The sequence below is a fragment of the Pseudoalteromonas sp. SM9913 genome, assembly GCF_000184065.1.
Taxonomy (GTDB): domain Bacteria; phylum Pseudomonadota; class Gammaproteobacteria; order Enterobacterales; family Alteromonadaceae; genus Pseudoalteromonas; species Pseudoalteromonas tetraodonis.
Map to the genome: position 1 here is coordinate 1,523,256 of NC_014803.1, position 18,797 is coordinate 1,542,052.

Annotated in this window: 18 protein-coding genes and 1 pseudogene; 12 read left to right on the forward strand and 7 right to left on the reverse strand. The window is 38.7% G+C overall.

Translation table 11 applies throughout. From position 1 onward, the window contains the following. Position 1 precedes the first annotated feature (1 nt). From PSM_RS06925 to PSM_RS18740, 3 genes are all read left to right on the forward strand, one after another. On the forward strand, positions 2 to 478 hold the full coding sequence (locus tag PSM_RS06925; protein ID WP_013464833.1) for a GreA/GreB family elongation factor: 477 nt from the start codon (positions 2 to 4) through the stop codon (positions 476 to 478). Positions 479 to 582: 104 nt separating this feature from the next. Then, positions 583 to 1,131 carry a hypothetical protein gene (locus PSM_RS06930; RefSeq protein WP_013464834.1) on the forward strand — a complete coding sequence of 183 codons (549 nt, stop codon included), beginning with the start codon at positions 583 to 585 and terminating at the stop codon, positions 1,129 to 1,131. A 154-nt stretch (positions 1,132 to 1,285) separates the two neighbouring features. Beyond that, positions 1,286 to 1,627 (forward strand): hypothetical protein, encoded by a 342-nt coding sequence (locus tag PSM_RS18740; protein ID WP_231485830.1) that lies wholly within the window; start codon positions 1,286 to 1,288, stop codon positions 1,625 to 1,627. Positions 1,628 to 1,776: 149 nt separating this feature from the next. On the opposite strand, the gene PSM_RS06940 is transcribed toward PSM_RS18740, so the two are convergent. Next, a complete protein-coding gene (locus tag PSM_RS06940) occupies positions 1,777 to 2,112 on the reverse strand; it encodes a zinc ribbon domain-containing protein YjdM (protein WP_013464836.1) in 336 nt (111 codons plus the stop codon). A 315-nt stretch (positions 2,113 to 2,427) separates the two neighbouring features. On the opposite strand from PSM_RS06940, the gene PSM_RS06945 reads away from it, so the two are divergent. From PSM_RS06945 to PSM_RS06955, 3 genes are read left to right on the forward strand one after another with little or no spacing between them, the layout of a single operon-like run. Next, positions 2,428 to 3,822 carry a RimK family protein gene (locus tag PSM_RS06945; RefSeq protein ID WP_013464837.1) on the forward strand — a complete coding sequence of 465 codons (1,395 nt, stop codon included), beginning with the start codon at positions 2,428 to 2,430 and terminating at the stop codon, positions 3,820 to 3,822. Continuing rightward, positions 3,822 to 4,982: a GNAT family N-acetyltransferase/peptidase C39 family protein gene (locus tag PSM_RS06950; protein ID WP_013464838.1), complete on the forward strand. Its 1,161-nt coding sequence runs from the start codon at positions 3,822 to 3,824 to the stop codon at positions 4,980 to 4,982. The genes PSM_RS06945 and PSM_RS06950 overlap by 1 nt, the downstream gene beginning before the upstream one ends. Beyond that, positions 4,983 to 5,495: an MgtC/SapB family protein gene (locus PSM_RS06955; protein WP_013464839.1), complete on the forward strand. Its 513-nt coding sequence runs from the start codon at positions 4,983 to 4,985 to the stop codon at positions 5,493 to 5,495. A gap of 12 nt (positions 5,496 to 5,507) precedes the next feature. Here PSM_RS06955 and PSM_RS06960 read toward each other — a convergent pair whose 3' ends face one another. Next, positions 5,508 to 6,737 (reverse strand): sensor domain-containing phosphodiesterase, encoded by a 1,230-nt coding sequence (locus PSM_RS06960; RefSeq protein ID WP_013464840.1) that lies wholly within the window; start codon positions 6,735 to 6,737, stop codon positions 5,508 to 5,510. Positions 6,738 to 6,969: 232 nt separating this feature from the next. Here PSM_RS06960 and PSM_RS06965 point away from each other — a divergent pair. Both PSM_RS06965 and PSM_RS18360 read left to right on the forward strand, forming a co-directional pair. Further along, positions 6,970 to 7,424 (forward strand): annotated as a pseudogene (locus PSM_RS06965) (GGDEF domain-containing protein); the annotation flags it as partial. Between the two features lie 39 nt (positions 7,425 to 7,463). After that, positions 7,464 to 8,015: a GGDEF domain-containing protein gene (locus tag PSM_RS18360; protein WP_081485450.1), complete on the forward strand. Its 552-nt coding sequence runs from the start codon at positions 7,464 to 7,466 to the stop codon at positions 8,013 to 8,015. Here PSM_RS18360 and PSM_RS06975 read toward each other — a convergent pair. Beyond that, positions 8,004 to 9,014 carry a GlxA family transcriptional regulator gene (locus PSM_RS06975; RefSeq protein ID WP_013464843.1) on the reverse strand — a complete coding sequence of 337 codons (1,011 nt, stop codon included), beginning with the start codon at positions 9,012 to 9,014 and terminating at the stop codon, positions 8,004 to 8,006. The genes PSM_RS18360 and PSM_RS06975 overlap by 12 nt on opposite strands. 127 nt (positions 9,015 to 9,141) lie before the next feature. On the opposite strand from PSM_RS06975, the gene PSM_RS06980 reads away from it, so the two are divergent. Both PSM_RS06980 and PSM_RS06985 read left to right on the forward strand, forming a co-directional pair. Continuing rightward, a complete protein-coding gene (locus PSM_RS06980; RefSeq protein WP_013464844.1) occupies positions 9,142 to 11,049 on the forward strand; it encodes a beta-ketoacyl synthase in 1,908 nt (635 codons plus the stop codon). 353 nt (positions 11,050 to 11,402) lie between these two features. After that, positions 11,403 to 13,217 carry a CBM96 family carbohydrate-binding protein gene (locus PSM_RS06985; protein ID WP_013464845.1) on the forward strand — a complete coding sequence of 605 codons (1,815 nt, stop codon included), beginning with the start codon at positions 11,403 to 11,405 and terminating at the stop codon, positions 13,215 to 13,217. Positions 13,218 to 13,365: 148 nt separating this feature from the next. Here the strand turns inward: PSM_RS06985 and PSM_RS06990 are convergent, their stop codons facing one another. Both PSM_RS06990 and PSM_RS06995 read right to left on the reverse strand, forming a co-directional pair. Continuing rightward, positions 13,366 to 14,550, reverse strand: a complete 1,185-nt coding sequence (locus tag PSM_RS06990; protein ID WP_020476964.1) for a DUF1624 domain-containing protein — start codon at positions 14,548 to 14,550, stop codon at positions 13,366 to 13,368. Between the two features lie 126 nt (positions 14,551 to 14,676). Then, on the reverse strand, positions 14,677 to 15,093 hold the full coding sequence (locus tag PSM_RS06995; protein ID WP_013464847.1) for an MgtC/SapB family protein: 417 nt from the start codon (positions 15,091 to 15,093) through the stop codon (positions 14,677 to 14,679). Positions 15,094 to 15,364: 271 nt separating this feature from the next. On the opposite strand from PSM_RS06995, the gene PSM_RS07000 reads away from it, so the two are divergent. Continuing rightward, positions 15,365 to 15,697, forward strand: coding sequence for a hypothetical protein (locus PSM_RS07000; RefSeq protein ID WP_013464848.1), 333 nt, complete (start codon positions 15,365 to 15,367; stop codon positions 15,695 to 15,697). On the opposite strand, the gene fghA is transcribed toward PSM_RS07000, so the two are convergent. Further along, positions 15,651 to 16,493, reverse strand: a complete 843-nt coding sequence (gene fghA, locus PSM_RS07005) for an S-formylglutathione hydrolase (protein WP_013464849.1) — start codon at positions 16,491 to 16,493, stop codon at positions 15,651 to 15,653. The genes PSM_RS07000 and fghA overlap by 47 nt on opposite strands. Positions 16,494 to 16,559: 66 nt before the next feature. Continuing rightward, positions 16,560 to 17,681, reverse strand: a complete 1,122-nt coding sequence (locus PSM_RS07010; RefSeq protein ID WP_013464850.1) for an S-(hydroxymethyl)glutathione dehydrogenase/class III alcohol dehydrogenase — start codon at positions 17,679 to 17,681, stop codon at positions 16,560 to 16,562. A gap of 130 nt (positions 17,682 to 17,811) precedes the next feature. Between PSM_RS07010 and PSM_RS07015 the strand changes: the two genes are divergently transcribed. Next, positions 17,812 to 18,684 (forward strand): LysR family transcriptional regulator, encoded by an 873-nt coding sequence (locus PSM_RS07015; protein WP_029609976.1) that lies wholly within the window; start codon positions 17,812 to 17,814, stop codon positions 18,682 to 18,684. Positions 18,685 to 18,797: the final 113 nt, after the last annotated feature.

The following is an 18,797-nucleotide window of genomic DNA, read 5'->3' on the forward strand; positions in this document are numbered from 1 at the left end:
AATGAATAAAGCCCATGTTACAGAGCACCTGCGTTTTGCCTTAGAAGAGCAGCTTAATACTGCGAAAATTGCAGCTCAAACAGCCCACGATACCGCGACCCACGAAGAAAGTATTGCAGAAACTCAATATGATACGCTCGGGCTTGAAGCTGCGTATTTAGCGCAAGGTCACGCTGATCGGGTGAATGAGTGTTATAAAGAAATACAACTATTTGAAGCCATCTACAACGACGTCGTTACAGGCACAATAGCAGTCAGTTCATTGGTGTGTTTAGAAGATGATGCAGGCACACAAAAATGGTTTTATTTAGGCCCTGCAGCTGGTGGATTAACCGTTGATATTAAAGGCACAACTATTCAAGTACTTACCTCTGGTGCACCATTAGGCCAACAGTTATTAGGTAAACAAGTCGATGATGAAGTTAGTTTAACACTCGGTGATGTAAAACATAGTTACGATGTGGTTAAAGTGCTTTGAATGTAGTATTTATTTGTCTCTTACGCTGAGACGCAGCATCTCGTAGGCCTCTTTGTTAAATAATTGCCTGAAACTTATAGAATAAAATTAGAGATGAGCCGTTTATGAACTTAGTTTTGGTTAGTGATATATTTGGTAAAACAGCGGCTTTAAAAGCATTAGCTGAAGAACTAAACGCTCAGTCTATTGTCGATCCCTATGGCGGGGTGGATTTGGCATTTAACAGTGAACAGCAGGCCTATGAGTATTTTAGTCAGCATATTGGCCTTGATGAGTATGTCGCTATTTTACAAAAAGCGATTAAACCACTCGCTGGTAACATCATATTGATTGATTTTAGTGTTGGCGCATCGGCAATTTGGTCAATGTCTGCACATCCGGCGATTAAAACGATAGCTAAGGGCATTTGTTTTTACAGCTCGCAAATTAGGCACCATACTGAGCTAAACCCGGCATTTGAAATAGAGTTAATTTTTCCTCACTATGAGCAACATTTTGATGTAAAAGCACTTCAGGCTAAGTTGGCAACAAAGCCTAATGTTTCCGCTAAGTGTGTTGATTATTTGCATGGTTTTATGAACTCGCATTCGAATAATTTTAATCAACGCGCTTACGATGAAACATTAACTGTGTTATCTAATAAGCTAATATAATAAACTAGTTAAGGAGTGTTTATAACTCGATGTTAGCCGGTTTCACTCAATCACAACTAAGGCATTTATAGCGTGAACTTATAAGATTTGCTTGAGTCTGATAATCATTAACGGATAAGCAGTTAAATAAAGGACATAAATTTAAGGGAATATTATGGAGATAGGGATTTTTACCGTCACAATTACGGGTGTTTTACTCACGGCTTTAATTATAAAGTACTTAACCTTTAGGCCTGAGCGTGTTTTTTCTGATATTGGAGAAAACGTTCTACTTTGCAAAAAACCTCACTGGTTCAATAATAATAAAAGTAGAATGCAGCTTATTCCTAAAGGGGCGATAATTAAAATACAGCTAGCGTCAAATACCGTTACTTTATTTTGTAAAAGTGGCAATGTTATTGATATACCAGTTCCAAACTCAAAGTTTACTGCCGATGTTTTGCAAAGCGCAAAAACACACTTTCACAAAGCAGAAGTAGTAATACTAGACAACTAACACACCACTATGAGAACTGAATATAGATTTTAAAATTTTTTAAAAGGCGCTGAAAATCGATTAGTTAAAGTGGATGTCAGTTTGTTAATGTAATAAAGCGCCAAGATTACGCAGGTTATTGCTGTATTTAATTGTTTATCTCAATGGGTTTAGGCTTTTTTAACAAATTTAGCCGTCACCATCATTTCACCTATGCCATCTACTTTACAGTCAAGCTCATGATCTTTTTTATCAAGTACACGTCTTACTAAGGCTTTGGTGCCAATTTTAATAACTTGTGAGCTACCTTTAATTTTTAAATCTTTAGCTACGGTTACTTTGTCGCCATCAGCAAGTAAAGTGCCGTTTGCGTCTTTCACTAAAATAGCGTCTTCGTCATTAGTAACATTCGGGTTCCACTCATAGGCACATTCTGGACAAATAAGCAGCTGTTGGTCTTCGTAAACGTATTCACATTGGCATTTAGGACAAGCGGGAAGAGACATGATGATCACTTTTAGTATTAAATTTTGGCTATTTTAAAACACAAATTAGCAATAAAAAAGTTCATCAAAAATTTTTATCTTTACGCTAAAAATATCTCGTTTGTGTGCATCTAAAAAAGGGCATATAAATCACCTGTCGCTTAAGCAATTTAAGCGCTAACGTTTATAGTAGATATTCGTTAAAGCACCTATCGTATTAAGTGATTTGCTAAATGCTGCACTTAGTGCGATAGGTGTTTCTATTTGCTGTTTTATTCGCTGAGCTAACTGATTAGCAAGGCTGCTTTGTATATTTTGACTTAACTAGGAAAAGTCGTGTTTAAAACCTTAATTGTGGTTGATAACAATGAGCAAACGCTTGCTCTTTCATTTGAAAATGTCATTACATTTGACACCTATTTGCGTGACTACCCAAAACGCAACGAACCAAAAACCCGCATAATAAACCTATGTGATGCTAGCCAGTATTTAAGTAAAGGCTATTACTGTTCGTTACTTGCTGAGGCGCGCAAGCATCAAGTATTACCGAGTGTAAAAACAATTAACGCGCTTCGAAGCAATCAAGCGTCATTACAAAATATTGGCCATATTGATGGTGCTGTTTATTTTGGTCATGCGGGAAATGATCAACAAGCTAAAGCCGCTAAATCGGTATTTAAACAATATCCGGCACCTATTTTATTTGTTGATGAGCAAGGCCTATTACAACAAGGATCATTAGCGTCACTAAGCGAGCAGCAGTATGCTGCGTTTATTGAAAAGCTAAATGAGTTTACCCAAACGCAATGGCGTATTGGTAAAGTAGAGCGCCGTTTTCGTTGGGATATGGCGATATTGGTTGATCATAACGAAAAAGTACCGCCAAGTGATAAAGATGCAATAGCCCGTTTTATAAAAGCAGCAGCGAAACATGGTATTAACGCAAAAGCACTCAGCTTTGAGGAAATAGACAATATTGCCCAATTTGATGCGTTGTTTATTCGCCAAACAACAGCGATTGATCACCCAACGTACCGCCTTGCAAGTAAAGCGCAAAGCCTAGGTTTAGTGGTGATTGATGATGCGGAGTCTATTTTACGATGCTGTAATAAAGTGTACTTACATGATGCATTCAATTATCAAAAAGTACCGAGCTTAAAAACCGTGGTGGTCGCAGATCAATCAAAAGACACAATTGAGCAACTAGAAGCGTCGTTTACTTATCCGCTGGTATTAAAAATGCCAGAAGGGTCGTTTTCTAAAGGCGTGTATAAAGTTGCTAATCGTGATGAATTAGAAGCTAAGCTTAGTGAGTTATTTGCTTTAAGTGCGCTAGTTCTGGCGCAAGAGTACATGTACACAGAATACGATTGGCGTGTAGGGGTACTTAATGGCCGTGCTATTTATGCGTGTCGTTATTTAATGGCGCGTAACCATTGGCAAATATATAACCATGACGCAAAACGCTTTTTCTCGGGTGGCTTTGAAACATTGCCTACGTTTGAATTACCTAAAGCTGTACTGGATGCTGCTTTAAAAGCATGTAAAACCGTGGGTAAGGGTTTATACGGTGTGGATGTAAAAGAGCATCAAGGCCGTGCGTATGTGTTGGAAGTAAACGATAACCCAAGTATTGATCACAAAGTAGAAGATGGTTACTTAGGTGATGAGTTATACATGATCATTATGGATGAGTTTAAACAGCGCCTTGAAGCACGAGGTCGCGGCTAATGCTTAACGCATTGTCTGATATGACGATTTTGGCAGGAGCGGGTATTAGTATTCGCCCTGCAAGCGCGAGTGATTTAAACGCCTTAGTGGCGCTTGAAAATGCCTGCTTTAGTAACGATAAGCTTAGTGCGCGAAGTTTAAAGCGTTGGCTTAGTGCTAAACATGGGATTTTATTAGTCGCCGAGCATAATTCGCAATTATGTGGTTACGGTTTGGTGTGGTGCCACAAAGGCACGCGGTTAGCGCGTTTGTATTCGTTAGCCGTATTACCGACGATGCAGGGCAAAGGAATCGCTAAAACGCTGCTTAAAGCCCTTGAAAAAGCCACTAGTGAGCGTGGGCGTATTTATTTGCGTTTAGAAGTGGCAGTAAATAACGACAGCGCCATAGGGCTTTATAAAAGTGTAGGGTATCGAGTTTTTGGTCAATACAGTGATTATTACGATGATCACAGTGATGCCTTGCGCATGCAAAAAAACATTCGCCAAACCAGCGAGTTGCAAGTTGAGCGTTTAACGCCATGGTATCAGCAAACTACCGAGTTTACCTGTGGGCCTGCGGCATTATTAATGGCAATGGGCTCGCTTGATAACAGCACAGAGCTGAGTCAGTCACATGAATTAGCTTTATGGCGTGAAGGCACCACCATTTTTATGACCTCGGGACATGGCGGTTGTCATCCGTTTGGATTGGCATTGGCTGCAAATAAACGGGGATTTAAAAGTGAGGTCATTGTTAATACCTCAGAGCCATTATTTTTAGATGGGGTACGCAGTGATAATAAAAAAACGGTGCTGGCGACAGTACATCAGCAATTTGTTGAAGGCATAGCCTCGGCTAATATTCCTGTTACCTATAAAGATGTTGAACTAACTGATATAGAAACGTGGTTAAACCAAGGTTTTAGTGTGTTACTGTTAATAAGCACTTATCGGTTTGATGGAAAAAAATCACCGCATTGGGTATGTGTTACTCATTTAGATGCGCACTGTGTGTACGTACATGACCCGTTTTGCGAACCAGGTAACGACAATCAATTAGCGATTGACTGTCAATATGTGCCAATTGCACGCAGCGATTTTAGTAAAATGTCGGCTTTTGGTAGTCAAAGGCTTAGAACGGCAGTTGCTATTGGTAAAAATAATAGATTAGGATTTTAAGTGACATTTTTAGATTTTATCGATGTAGCCCCATACTCGTGGGCAGCTATTGGTACGGCGGCTTTTTGTGGGGCTATTATTGGTATAGAACGGCAATTGCGTGGCAAACCTGTAGGGATCCGTACTTCTGCACTGATCACCTTAGGTACTTACTTGTTTTTATCGACTGCGTTTAATTTACAAGGGGATGTGATTGATCATTCTCGCGTAGTCGGGCAAATAATTACCGGCATCGGCTTTTTAGGCGCAGGCGTAATGCTCGCAAAAGACGGTGCGGTAGTCGGGGTTACCTCTGCTGCCACCATTTGGGTACTGGCCTCCATTGGCGTGATGATAGCAACCGAAAACCTCGGGGCTGCTATTAAGCTCTCGGTGCTTGTGGTGGGTATTTTATACGGCGTTGACGTGCTAGAAGCTAAGTTTAAAAGCTTAAGTAAAGGCGTGCATGCTAAAGTGAAAAGTTATCATAAACGCTATTATCGAAAAGACAGTATTGATACCGAGCGCCACTAATTAGTGGCGTTTTTATGCGGGTAGTGCTTTGTTTTGGAAGCTAAGCGCATCTTCAATTGGTGCGGGGCGGCCAATAAAATAACCTTGTACACTGTCTACATTGAGTATTCTTAACGAGTTTAGTTCTTCTGCGGTTTCGATCCCTTCGGCAACAATGGTGCAGTCGATTGCTTTTGCAAATCCACACAGTGCTTTTGCCAGTAAAAATTTACGATCGTCTGTGTTTATATTTTGAGTCAGGCTAATATCTAATTTTATAATATCGGCCTCAAGCTCTAGTATGTGCTGAAATGAGGAAAAGCCAGCGCCTACATCGTCAATGGCCAAGCGCAGACCTTTGTTTCTGAGAGGCCTAAGTGCAGCTCGCATTTTTTCGTAATTAGAAATTGGCGAATGTTCAGTAATTTCTAATACCACCCTAGTGCAGTCAATCTGTTGTAATGTTCGTTCAAGTGCGCCGCTAAGAATGTGCGAAGGCGAGCAATTAATGGCAATGTAAGTTGTATTATTAAACTTTGCCATATTGGCTACTGCATTTTTAATGGCCAGCATTTCTAATGATTCACTTAAACCCACCTTACTCGCTTCTTTAAACCAGATATCAGGGGTTTTATAAGGGGTGGTAAAAAAACGTGCAAGCGATTCAAAACCTACAACTTTATTATTTAGTTGACTATACATAGGCTGAAAATAGATACTAATATCATTATCGCTAATAATTTGCTCAATAGTTGATTTTGTGTGGTTGTACGATACGCTTTTATCTAAACTCTTTTCAATTAATCCGGTCGCTATTTCTGAAATAATATTTAAAAAAGATAAATCGCGCTCATTTAAGCTCTCATCATGGTGTGATTTATAACAACAAAACGTACCATATAATTTCCCGTTCGACAGGTTGATAGGTACACCTATATATGCCCCTATACCTAATTTTTTTGTAACCGGCATCGCTTTGGTTATTGGGTTTGCTTTGGTATTAGTAATAATAGGGCTAAGCTTGTTGTCGGTGATTTGTTGGCAATACGTTTCATTAATCGGATCGGCATTACCCACTTTAACAATTTGGTTTTCAGAGGGGTTATCGACCACTTTAAAAACACGCTCATCGTTAATAAATTCAGATATAAAAGCAACATCCATATCTAAATGTTTACGAACCAAAGTGAGTAAGTTAGCTAGTTTAGCCTTAATGGATGCATTGTTGTGTTGTTCGACAAGCAAATTGGTTAATTCATCCATCGGCTATCTCCCTATGTTAATACCACTACACCTAATGAGTAATACTATAATTTATATATATAAAAAGATCTAATCAAGGCCTATCAATCTTTGTTCACGCATATTTAAATTTAGGCTAATTTTAGCTGTTATAGTAAGTAGGCTTACATATATGTTGTAGTTATTATCTATTTTTTAATCCTAGGCTGATATGCTTGAAGTTTATGGGAGGTAATTATTTAAAGGGATATTAATGCATCAGCATTCATTTGATAAAACAGAATCAGTCAGATTAACCGTATTCAAAAATATAAGCTTAATAATTACATTAGTTGCTTTAGTTGTCACTTACGTTAATGTGTTTATGAGTAAAAATTATGTTTTGGGCTTTATTGAACTTGCATTAGCTTTTTTTTGTATTTATACGTATCACCAAACGAGAACAAATCGCTCTAAATTATGGCATCGCTATGCTGTTATTTATACTTACTTTGCAGTTGTGTTGCTTGCTATCACCGCAATTAACTTAGAGACTGGCATATCGCATTGGGTGTGTACTCTTCCTGTATTGGTTTACTTATTGTTTGGAAAAAGCATGGCTTTATAAGCAGCTTTAGCTTTTTGATTACGTTGTTACTGCTGTTTTATGTGATCGACAAACGGTTAGTTGAAATAAATTTTAAGCTCATCATTAATCTTTCTCTGACGTATATTATCGTGTGGGGTGTTTCACATGTTTTTGAATCGATGAGAGCCTCTAATCAAGAGGAAATTATTAATTTAGCATTACGCGACAGCTTAACGCAGGCTTATAACCGGCGTGCTTTTAAAAGCCATTTTCATAACCATATCGACTTTTCTAACCCCTATTGTTTTGCCTTAGCTGATCTGGATTTTTTTAAAAAAGTAAACGATAAATATGGGCACGATGCCGGTGATGCAGTGCTGGTACAATTAACACAGTTATTTAAAAAACATTTAGGCGATGAACATGTTTATCGTTTTGGCGGTGAAGAATTTACATTGGTGGTAAATGACGACATAGAGGTCGCTATAATCACAATGGATAAGCTAAGAACTGACATACAAAATCATCAATTTACTTATATGCAGAGCACGTTAAACATCACTATTAGTATTGGCTTGGTCGGTATTGATGCACATGAGCATACTCACCTGAGTGAAATTTTAAGATTAGCCGATAATTATTTATATTTAGCTAAAAACAACGGTCGAAACTGCGTTGTCAACGGCCTGACTAAAATATCAAACAAGGGCAAAGAAACATTAACCAAATAACTTTCGTCTGACTACTTTTCTGTATTCGCTCGGGGTTTGGCTCAATACCTTTTTAAACACACGGGTTAAATGGCCTTGATCGTTATAACCAACTTCTAACGCGACTTCCTGAATTGATAAGTTCGATGAGGCCAGTAATTCTTTTGCACCTTCAACACGTAGCTGCTGCCAGTACTCTATAGGGCTTTGATTTGTAGCAAGTCGAAACCTGCGTGTAAACGTGCGGTAGCTTAAGCTAAATTGTGCCGCGACTTCTTGTAAATCTAACTCACTAGATAAATTAGTTTTTAACCAAAATTGTATTTGTGCAATAAGTTCATCAGCATGTCGGTTAACGGCGCCTTCTAAATAGCGTTGATCTTCGTAGGGTTTACGTATTTCATGTGAAAAGTTCCGCTCAACATGCTGCGCCGCTTCTTTGCCATAGTATTGGCTAATAATATGAACAATAACGTCAGCTAAGGCATTTAAACTGGCTACCGTATACATGCGCTCTGATTGGGTAATAAAAAAATCAGGTTTTAAGCTAACGTTTGGATAATCTTGAGAAAATTGCTTGGCATAATGCCAGTGAGTGGTTGCAGGGTGACCATCAAGTAAACCGGCTTCTGCGAGCAAACAATTGCCGGTACCAACACCAATAATATGGCTTCCCATGGTAAAACTCTCATTGAGCCAATTAACTATTGGTTGATTCGTTTTAACAACAGGGCGTGGATTACGCCAAATACCCGGAACAATGATTAAATCGCAATAGGGGGCGTTATCACTGCTGCAATCAGGCACGATGGCTAAACCTGTTCTGGTTGCAATAGGAGCCATATTTTTTGCAATTAAATGAATATTCAGTGCTCTGAAGTTTTTTTTACTAGTGTGTCCCTTGGCAAACGCTTCACCTGCTCTGAGCATTTCAATTGGCAAGGTTAAACTAGTTACCAGTAGGTGCGAGTAAACAGCAATGGCTATATTTAATGGTGGATTTGTTGGATTATTGCTCATTTAAATGCTCCGACCAGTTGTTTTTGGCCTTTTGTGCTTAATATTTGGCTATTAAAGCACAAAGATGTGTGCGTAATCCATTTAAACTAACTTCATATTCTTATAACACGTTTTTTAAAGGTAAATTATGACCGCATTACCCGTCATTGTCGGCATGGGAGGCATTAATGCCGCTGGCCGTACTTCTTTTCATCAAGGTTATCGTCGTATCGTGTTAGATAGCTTAGAGTCTCAAGCTCGCCAAGAAACATTTTTAGGCCTCGCCACATTAATGAATTTAGTGAGTGTTGTGAATGGACAACTACAAGACATGCAGGGCAATAATGTTGAGCAAAGCGACATAGAAGCACGTTTTGGTGAGCAAATTATTGCAGGTACATTAATTCGCAAAATTGAAAAACAACACTTTGATGTAGATGCCACGCCGTGGCAGCAAAAAATGACGTTAACCGCATCGGATGAAAACGCGATTGTGTTTGAAACACGCCGTCGTGATTTACCTTCGCCAGTACCTGAAAGTTGGCACGTTGAAGAGCTTGAAAATAAAAAAGTGAAAGTAACTATTGCGGCTCAATTTGATATTAAACATGATTCTACTCGCGATAATCCAATTAAATCTGCTGGGCAACTACCCACAGGGTTTGATCCGTCAATTATGTACAATAGCCGCTACCAACCTCGTGGTTTACAAGCTACTATTTTTGCTGCCACCGATGCAATAAAATCAACCGGACTTGATTGGCAATACATTATGAATAGTGTTGAGCCTGATAAAATTGGTACCTATTCAGCATCGGTTATTGGCCAAATGGACGATAAAGGTTTAGGTGGGTTAGTCAAAGCGCGCCAGCAGGGTGATCGCGTCAGCACTAAGCAGCTAGCACTGGGTTTAAATACAATGTCGACCGATTTTATCAATGCCTATGTTACGGGCAATGTAGGGACTACTTTTTCTACATCGGGTGCGTGTGCTACTTTTTTATATAACTTGCGCGCAGCAGTAAATGATATACAAGCAGGGCGCACACGTGTTGCAATTGTGGCAAGTGTAGAATGTGCGATTACCCCTGAAGTGGTTGAAGGCTTTGGCAATATGAGTGCGCTGGCTAATATTGAAGGTTTGCGCCGCTTAGATGATTTAAGTAATGACGATGAACCTGATTATCGTAGAAGCAGCCGCCCATTTGGCGAAAACTGTGGCTTTACTTTAGGTGAAGGCGCACAAGTGGCTATATTAATGGATGATGCGCTGGCACTTGAACTAGGTGCAGACATTATGGGCTGTGTGCCTGATGTATTTGTTAACGCCGATGGAGTAAAAAAATCAATTACTTCACCTGGGCCTGGTAACTACATTACCATGGCAAAATCGGCTGCACTTGCCAGTAGCTTACTAGGTAAAGAGGCATTACAGCAACGTAGCTTTATTTTAGCCCATGGTTCAAGCACACCACAAAACCGCGTAACTGAGTCGTTAATTTATCATAAAGTAGCGCAAACATTTGCAATAGATAATTGGAAAGTAACCGCCCCTAAAGCGTATGTTGGCCATACTATAGCACCTGCCAGTGGCGATCAGCTTGCCATTGCCTTAGGTGTATTTAGTCATAATATTATGCCGGGTATTACCACTATAGATAAAGTGGCTGATGATGTTTATGCAGATCATTTAGATATTCGTAACAGTCACTATGATTGTGGTGATATGGATATTGCATTTATAAATTCTAAAGGGTTTGGTGGTAATAATGCAACAGCCACAGTGCTTTCAGCAAAAGTAACGATGCAAATGCTTGCTAAGCGTCATGGCGATGAAATGATGGGGCTCTATACCAGCAAACATGCAGCGGTAAAAGAAGCACAACAGCACTATCAACAACAAGCAGATTTAGGTCAATACACGCTAGTTTATCGTTTTGGTGATGGGCTGATTGATGAAAATGACATTGTTATTGATGAGCACAGCATTCAGCTGCCAGGCTTTGAAAAAGCAATTATATTCAATACAACACATTCCTATCAAGATATGTTCTAAGCACACATACTTGTTAGCAAGGCGCTTTTTAAGCGCCTTTTTTAATGTATGAACCCATATTGTAGTTTAACTAATGCGCTAATTAGTTCCTTAACAAAAATATTAAAACTTCACCTCTTTGCAAATACTTCAAATTACTAATCTCTTCTTCCGCATTAAAAATAAAGCACCTTGATAAATTGAAAATATTAGGTTTGTTGCATACAATATAATAATTAATTGGTAGTATGTTATTTATTTTATTAAGTTAAAAAGTATTATTTATTATGCATCAAGAACTTTATAAATAGTTACTATAATTTTTGCTCAGATAGGTTAAATACTCAATTTTATTAATTACTTTAGGAGTAGTGATGAAATTAATACCATTAAAACGCTGGCTTATAGGGCAAAAAAGTCTCACTTTATGTACTTTACTCTTTCTGTCTAAACTTAGTTTTGCGTCTATTATTTTATTTGATGACAAACCACGTAATGGTACTTCATTGTGGTCAACCTCATCAAGTGAATCGACTTTAACTAAAATTGGTGAGCCTGTAGCTGATGGCGAAAGAGCTATATTAATGCAGGTACACTACTGGACTCAATCAGGATTACGTATTGCTCAAGTACCTCCTTTTAAAAATTCAATACTTGAGGCAAAAATATACAGAAAATCAGGAAATAAGGGCACTTTAATGTTTCGTCGCGGTAACGATTCATTAAAAATAAATCTTGATGAAACCAATAACGAATTTTGGACATTGGATGGTTTGCCTGGCCATAATAATTTTTCAGACGATACATGGCACACGATTAGAATCAATCTCAATGGCTTTAATCTTGATGAAAATGAGAAAGTCCTGGCTATTGGTATTCAAGGCCCTCTTGGAACAGGTAGATTTTACATGGACTCGGTTTCCTTTGTTGAGGGAGAGCCAGATAATAACATTTCTCCGCCGTTAGCTGGTAATTGGGAGCTGACTTTTGAAGATACTTTTAATTCAACTTTATTAAACCCTAATAATTGGCATGTTGGAAAGCAATATCTAGGAATGAGTGGTATCGCAGGTAATGCTGGGCGAGAAACTATTCGCATTGAAAATGAAATGTTACGGTTTGAAGCAGAAAAAAACACATTAAATCAAGGAACCAATCGTTACTTTTATAAAGCCGCTGAGGTAAGTACTTTTCGTAAATTTAGACAAAAATATGGTTACTTTGAAGCCAAAATTAAGTATGACTCAGTACATGGTGCTTGGCCTGCATTTTGGTTACTACCTGACAAAGGCATTTATGGTAACGATACTTATAGGAGGCAGTCATTATTAAAATTTAATCTTGATGATGTATCTACTACTATTTCTTCTGCATTATTAAGATTTAAGATCTCTGAAGCAAACACTCAAAGCAGCATAGCTGTGCATAAAACACTTTCCGCAGATTGGTCCCAAGATACTGTAACTTGGAATACTAAACCGCAGGTCGATCCCTTATGGTTTAGTCATAGCTATGGAGAGGTTACGGGAAACATAATTGAAGTGGATGTTACCAGTTATATAAGAGAGCAAAAAAGTTCTGGTAAAGAGGCGAGCTTTGCATTGATTGACAATTATATGCGTAGCCAGCTTATAAAAATTTTTAGCAGTGAAGCGAATAATATTTCTGATAGGCCCGCTTTAATTGTAAATGAAGAAAGTTTATTCCCGACTGAAGATGCTTTTGTGCGTGGAGGTAATTATGCAGATACTAATTATGGTCAAGAACCATTTCTTTTAATTAAAGACACTTGGGGAGATACCTCACCTACATTCGATCAGGGAATGGAGTTTGATATTATGGAGAGTTTAGGTATCTGGGGGGAAGACATCAGTATCTCAGCTCTGCATTGGGATGGTTACGGTAGCCAACATAAGTCAGTAAATTCCGGCGAGCTTTATCATAATTATTCCTCAGATGGTTTCCATATATATGGCATGCATTGGCAGCCTGGTTATGTCGGTATGTATATAGATGGTGAAAAAGTCTGGGAGCACTATGACGACCGAGTTGGAAGTTTACCTTCTTATATTATTTTATCGTTACAAGTAGGTGGTTGGGATGGTAATGAAAAGAATATCAGTGATGATTTTGAGGCTAACATGCTAGTAGATTTCGTTAGGGTCTGGAGTAATTCAGAGTTCAATTAACAACAAGAGCGAACCAAAGCGTTATCATTTATAAATGTCGATTATGATGCATTAAAAAAAGCACTCAAAAAATTAAATTAATCTATCTGATAAAGTGACGAAACATTTTATCGAGTATTTCCCCCACAATATATTGTGGGGGCGATTACTAAATATATTTAGCAATCAGGCTGTTTTTATTACGATATTTCCAGTTTAAGTAGCGCTTAGAGAGTAAGGCGGTAAGCACAACCACTACAGCTATCATCGCCATGGTCGCAATATAACTCATACCATACCCAGATGGTAAGCCAACAAGGGTTTCACCATAGGTCATATCACTAAAGTTAAAACCAAGAGCAGGTATTAAAAGCCAACTGATAGCATGTAGCAAATACAAGTGAGTGAGGTAGGAAAACATGCTGGTTTTACCTAGTACTTGCAGAAAATTTTGCGAAAAACTAGCCTTTAAGTGGCTCAACAGTTTTAACGCAATTAAACCAAGCCCTACAGTAAGTAACATAAATTGTAACGACAACGGATATTTAGTCGGATTTAAAAACGACATAATAGTCAGCAGTGGATCTGTATGTGTAGAAAACTGTGACATATCACCGTATAAATTAAAGCCGCGTAGTATTGAATATAGTGCTAGGCAGCTCATACCCATAATAAACGCGTAATTCATCACTTTTTTACTATAATGCTGAGATTTATAATATACACCTGCACAATAAGCCAAACACATGAGTCCAACAATAGGCGCAACGGGGTAGGTCGTTCTAATAGAAAAACCAAACGGCAGTGCTAATACATTTTTTTGATGAACGATAGACCACAGTGTATGCGCTATTGTATTAGTTTCAAAGGTAATGCCATCAAGTAAGTTATGACCAAATACCAGTAATAAGCCAGCTATAAATACAGGGTATATACCTGTTAAGCGAAGCAAGCCAAGCACCACAAAGCCCCAGCCAATCGCCCAAATTACTTGAGCATATAACATCGGGAAAAGAGGATTAAAACTCCATGACCATGACACAATTGTAAACTCAAATAAAATAAGCACTAAGCCTCGAACTATTAAAGCGTTAGCAAACTGACGAGTACACGCGTATTTATGCTCTGTAATAGCGGCAGAGAGGCCTGCTAAAAATACAAATAATGGCGCACAGAAATGCGATATAAAGCGTGTGAAAAAAGTAAGCGCATCTGTTCCGGGTATGGTCATGGGATCAGTTACTGAATAATTTAGACAATAATACATGCCGTGATCTATCACCATAAATATGATGATAATGCCGCGTAATAGATCAATATGATGCAAGCGACTTTGCGATAAAGATAATGACATAAATATAATTAACAAGAATGAAAAAAATGAACTTGATTATATGTTATATTATATCAAAAGGCGAGTTTGAAGATTGAATTTAACAGGGTGATCGCATCAGCGCTAAGCAATTAATTATAATTTTCATTATTTAAATTTTTTAACATACCTAAGCGTTATGAAGTTTATTACTGCCAACAAAATAGCTATTTCATAGCGGCTGTACGCAATAGCGATACCAATTAAACCCATATTCCAAATACTCGCAGCTGTTGCTGTTCCAGATGTAGACTGGTTATTTTTTAAAATAGCGCCGCCACCAATAAAACCAATACCTGTAATAATACCTTGTAACATTTTAGATTGCGCCTCTGCGCCCTCCAAAACTGACATAGCAATCAGTGCATAACCACATGATGCGACGGCAACTAAAGGAAACGTTCTTAGACCTGCACCATTATGGCTATGCTCTCTATCATATGCCATTGGCAGGGCAAGTAAATACGCCATGCCAAGATGAATCAAGTTATCAATAATGTCTCTCCACTGTAGATCAATTTCCATTGCTATTTCCACGGATAAATTTTAAATAAGTAGCAAAAATTGAACCAAGGTATTAATTTAAATAAAATCATTGTGTTACCTTTGTTTTATCGAGGGGGATGAGTGGCGTTAGCAATATTTACACAATAAAGTGCGTTTTTACCCAGCAATGAATTTCAGCTGCGTACCACACAAGCAAACTCTATTATGTAAAATTGTGGGGCTTACATATTTTTACAACACTCCCTTTTTAAGTCGTATATAATTTGGCTTATTTGCAACGAGAGTTTACATGCGCATTTTATTAATTATTATCTTTTCAAATGTATTAAGTGGTTGCACAGTAATGGGTATATTTTTGGATGAAACGGCGAGATCCAAGTTAAACATCAATAGCACTAATAGTTTTGTAAAGGATAAAGATAGTTTTAGTTTTAGCAAACTTGGTTACGAAACTGATAAAGCCATAATTGAATTTATAAAAGAAGATAACGGTGTGATTAAAAAGTGTAGGCAGGTTACTAAGGTCTTAAAAGAATGTGTAGAAGTAGATAAATCTACTCTACACAGTAATGAATCTAAGCCGATAAAAACTGATGATGAAATAATAAGTGTTGGTCTATAAAGCTATTAATAAAAAAGTAACTATGATCGTAGCCAGCGTGCATTTCGAGCTGCAGCGGATACGCTTTTTTATTAGCGATATCGACCAAATTTTGCGGCTTAAGCTGCTCTTCTAAAAAGTTATCAGCATCACCTTGGCTTACCAGCATAGGTAAATAGTTAGCTTGCTCGGCTTGTTGCATTAATTCGCAAGTATCGTAGTGTGCCCACGTTGTTTTGTCGTCGCCTAAGTAGCCTGTAAATGCTTTTACACCCCACGGACACGCCATAGGATTAACAATAGGACTAAATGCCGAAGAGCTGGTGTACGATTGTGGGTTTTTAAGTGCAATCATCAATGCGCCGTGCCCGCCCATTGAATGACCACTAATTGCTTTTTTATCTGTAACAGGAAAGTGTTGCTCAATTAGTGCCGGTAACTCATTAACAACGTAATCATACATATTAAAATGGGTGTTGTAGGGCGCTTTTGTGGCATTAAGGTAAAACCCAGCACCTTGTGCAAAATCATAGCTGTCTTCGTTTGGCACGTTATCACCACGTGGGCTCGTATCTGGCGCTACAATGGCGATACCCAGCTCCGCTGCTTTTTTAAATGCGCCTGCTTTTTGCATAAAGTTTTCATCGGTACAGGTTAAACCTGATAACCAGTACAGTACCGGCACCTTATTGGTTTCACTGGCGCCTGGCGGTAAAAAAACTGCAAAACGCATAGTACAACGAGTGCTTGAGGCGCTATGGCTGTATTGCTTATGCCATCCGCCAGCTACTTTAGCGGTTGAAATATTTTCTAACATAACAATCCTTAAAAGCCGTTACTTAATAGCAACGGCTTGTGATGGTAATTAAGTGAAATGGGCGTATTAGTAATGAATTACAGTACGAATACTTTTACCTTCATGCATTAAATCAAAGGCATCGTTAATTTCTTCTAGGCTCATGGTATGAGTGATAAAGTCGTTTAGCGCAAATTCACCCGCCATGTAACGCTCCACAATTTCAGGAAGTTGTGAGCGGCCTTTAACACCACCAAATGCGCTACCACGCCATACACGGCCAGTAACAAGTTGGAACGGACGAGTTGAAATTTCTTGGCCAGCACCGGCTACACCAATAATCACAGACTCTCCCCAACCCTTATGACAACACTCAAGCGCAGAGCGCATCACATCAACATTACCAATACATTCAAATGAGTAATCAACACCGCCATCGGTCATCTCAACAATGACTTCTTGAATTGGCTTGTCAAAGTCTTTTGGATTAATTAAGTCGGTAGCACCTAGTTTGGTCGCCAAGTCAAATTTAGAGGTATTAATATCAATACCAATAATACGGCTAGCACCAGCCATTTTAGCGCCAATAATGGCAGATAAACCAATACCGCCTAAACCAAAAATAGCCACGGTATCGCCCGCTTTTACTTTAGCCGTATTTGTTACAGCGCCCATACCGGTAGTAACACCACAGCCTAATAAACAAATTTCTTCTAACGACGCTTCTTTGTTTACTTTAGCCAATGAGATTTCTGGCAATACTGTGTATTCAGAAAATGTAGATGTACCCATATAGTGGTAAATAGGCTCGCCATCTTTGAAAAAGCGAGTGGTGCCATCTGGCATTAAGCCTTTACCTTGCGTTTCGCGAACTGCTGAACACAAGTTTGTTTTACCTGAAGTACACATTTTACATTCACCACATTCTGCGGTGTATAAAGGAATAACGTGATCGCCAACTTCTACACTTGAAACGCCTTCGCCCACAGCGTAAACCACCCCAGCGCCTTCATGACCTAAAATAGCGGGGAAAATACCTTCAGGATCTTCACCTGATAAAGTAAAAGCGTCTGTATGGCACACACCAGTGGCAGTGATTTTGACCATTACTTCGCCTTTTTTAGGCATCATCACATCAACTTCTTCAACGCTTAAAGGCTGATTAGGGCCCCAGGCAATCGCTGCTTTTGATTTTATAAATTCAGACATGTGTATATCCTTTGTAGTGGTTTGAATATGAATTGTAGACCCATACTGTTTGGGTGATGAGGTTATTGTATTTGTTTCTCAGATAATGATAATCTTCAATTTAATAAAACACTTTTACAGTATGGTAATAATTATGCGTTGGGAAGGTATTGATGAGTTTATTGCTGTTGGCGAAGAGGGGAGTTTTACCCAAGCTGCACAGACGTTAGGTTTATCGGTTGCTCATATTAGCCGCCATGTTACAAAGCTAGAACAACGGTTAAATACGCAATTATTAACACGTACCACTCGAAAGGTTGTGTTAACCAAAGAGGGCGAGCAGTTTTTACACCAAGTTAAACATTTACAGCACGCAATGGACGAGGCCACTCAAGGCTTAGCATCGGTACAAACCTCACCTAAAGGTAAAATTAAATTAACAGCACCGGTTATGTATGGTGAAAGTTTTATTATGCCCATTGTGCATTCATTTATGCATGATCACCCAGAGGTAGAAGTAATCGCAACGCTCTCTAACGAGCAAGAAAACTTATTAGAGGGGGGCTTTGATTTAGCCATTCGACTAGGCCATTTAAAAGATTCAAGCTTAAAAGCGCGGCGCTTGAGCTCGCGACGATTTATTATGTGTGCTTCACCTGCATATTTAGCGCGTTTTGGTGAGCCTCACACTTTGGGGGAGCTTAACAATCATCAATGTTTAATTGGCAATAGTAGTTATTGGCGAGTAAATGAAAATAATCGTGATAAACATATTAAGGTCGCAGGGCGATTGCATTGTAATAGCGGCTGGGCACTGGTTGACGGCGCTATAAAGGGTTTGGGTATTGTTCAGTTGCCTGATTACTATATTGAAAATGAAATTAAATCCGGTCAGTTAGTACCTATATTAACTGCATACCAACCACAACAAGAGGGCGTGTGGGGTCTATATCCGCCACGGCAATTTGTGGCTACTAATGTGCGGGTATTACTTGATTACTTAGTAACAGGGCTGAAAGTTTAGCAGGGTTTACTGGCTTGTTTAAAATATAGCCAAGTGTCAGATTTATAAATTATTTCTTACATTTATGGTGATATTCAATTGCGCTGAGTTCGTGCTACTATAACGCCACACTT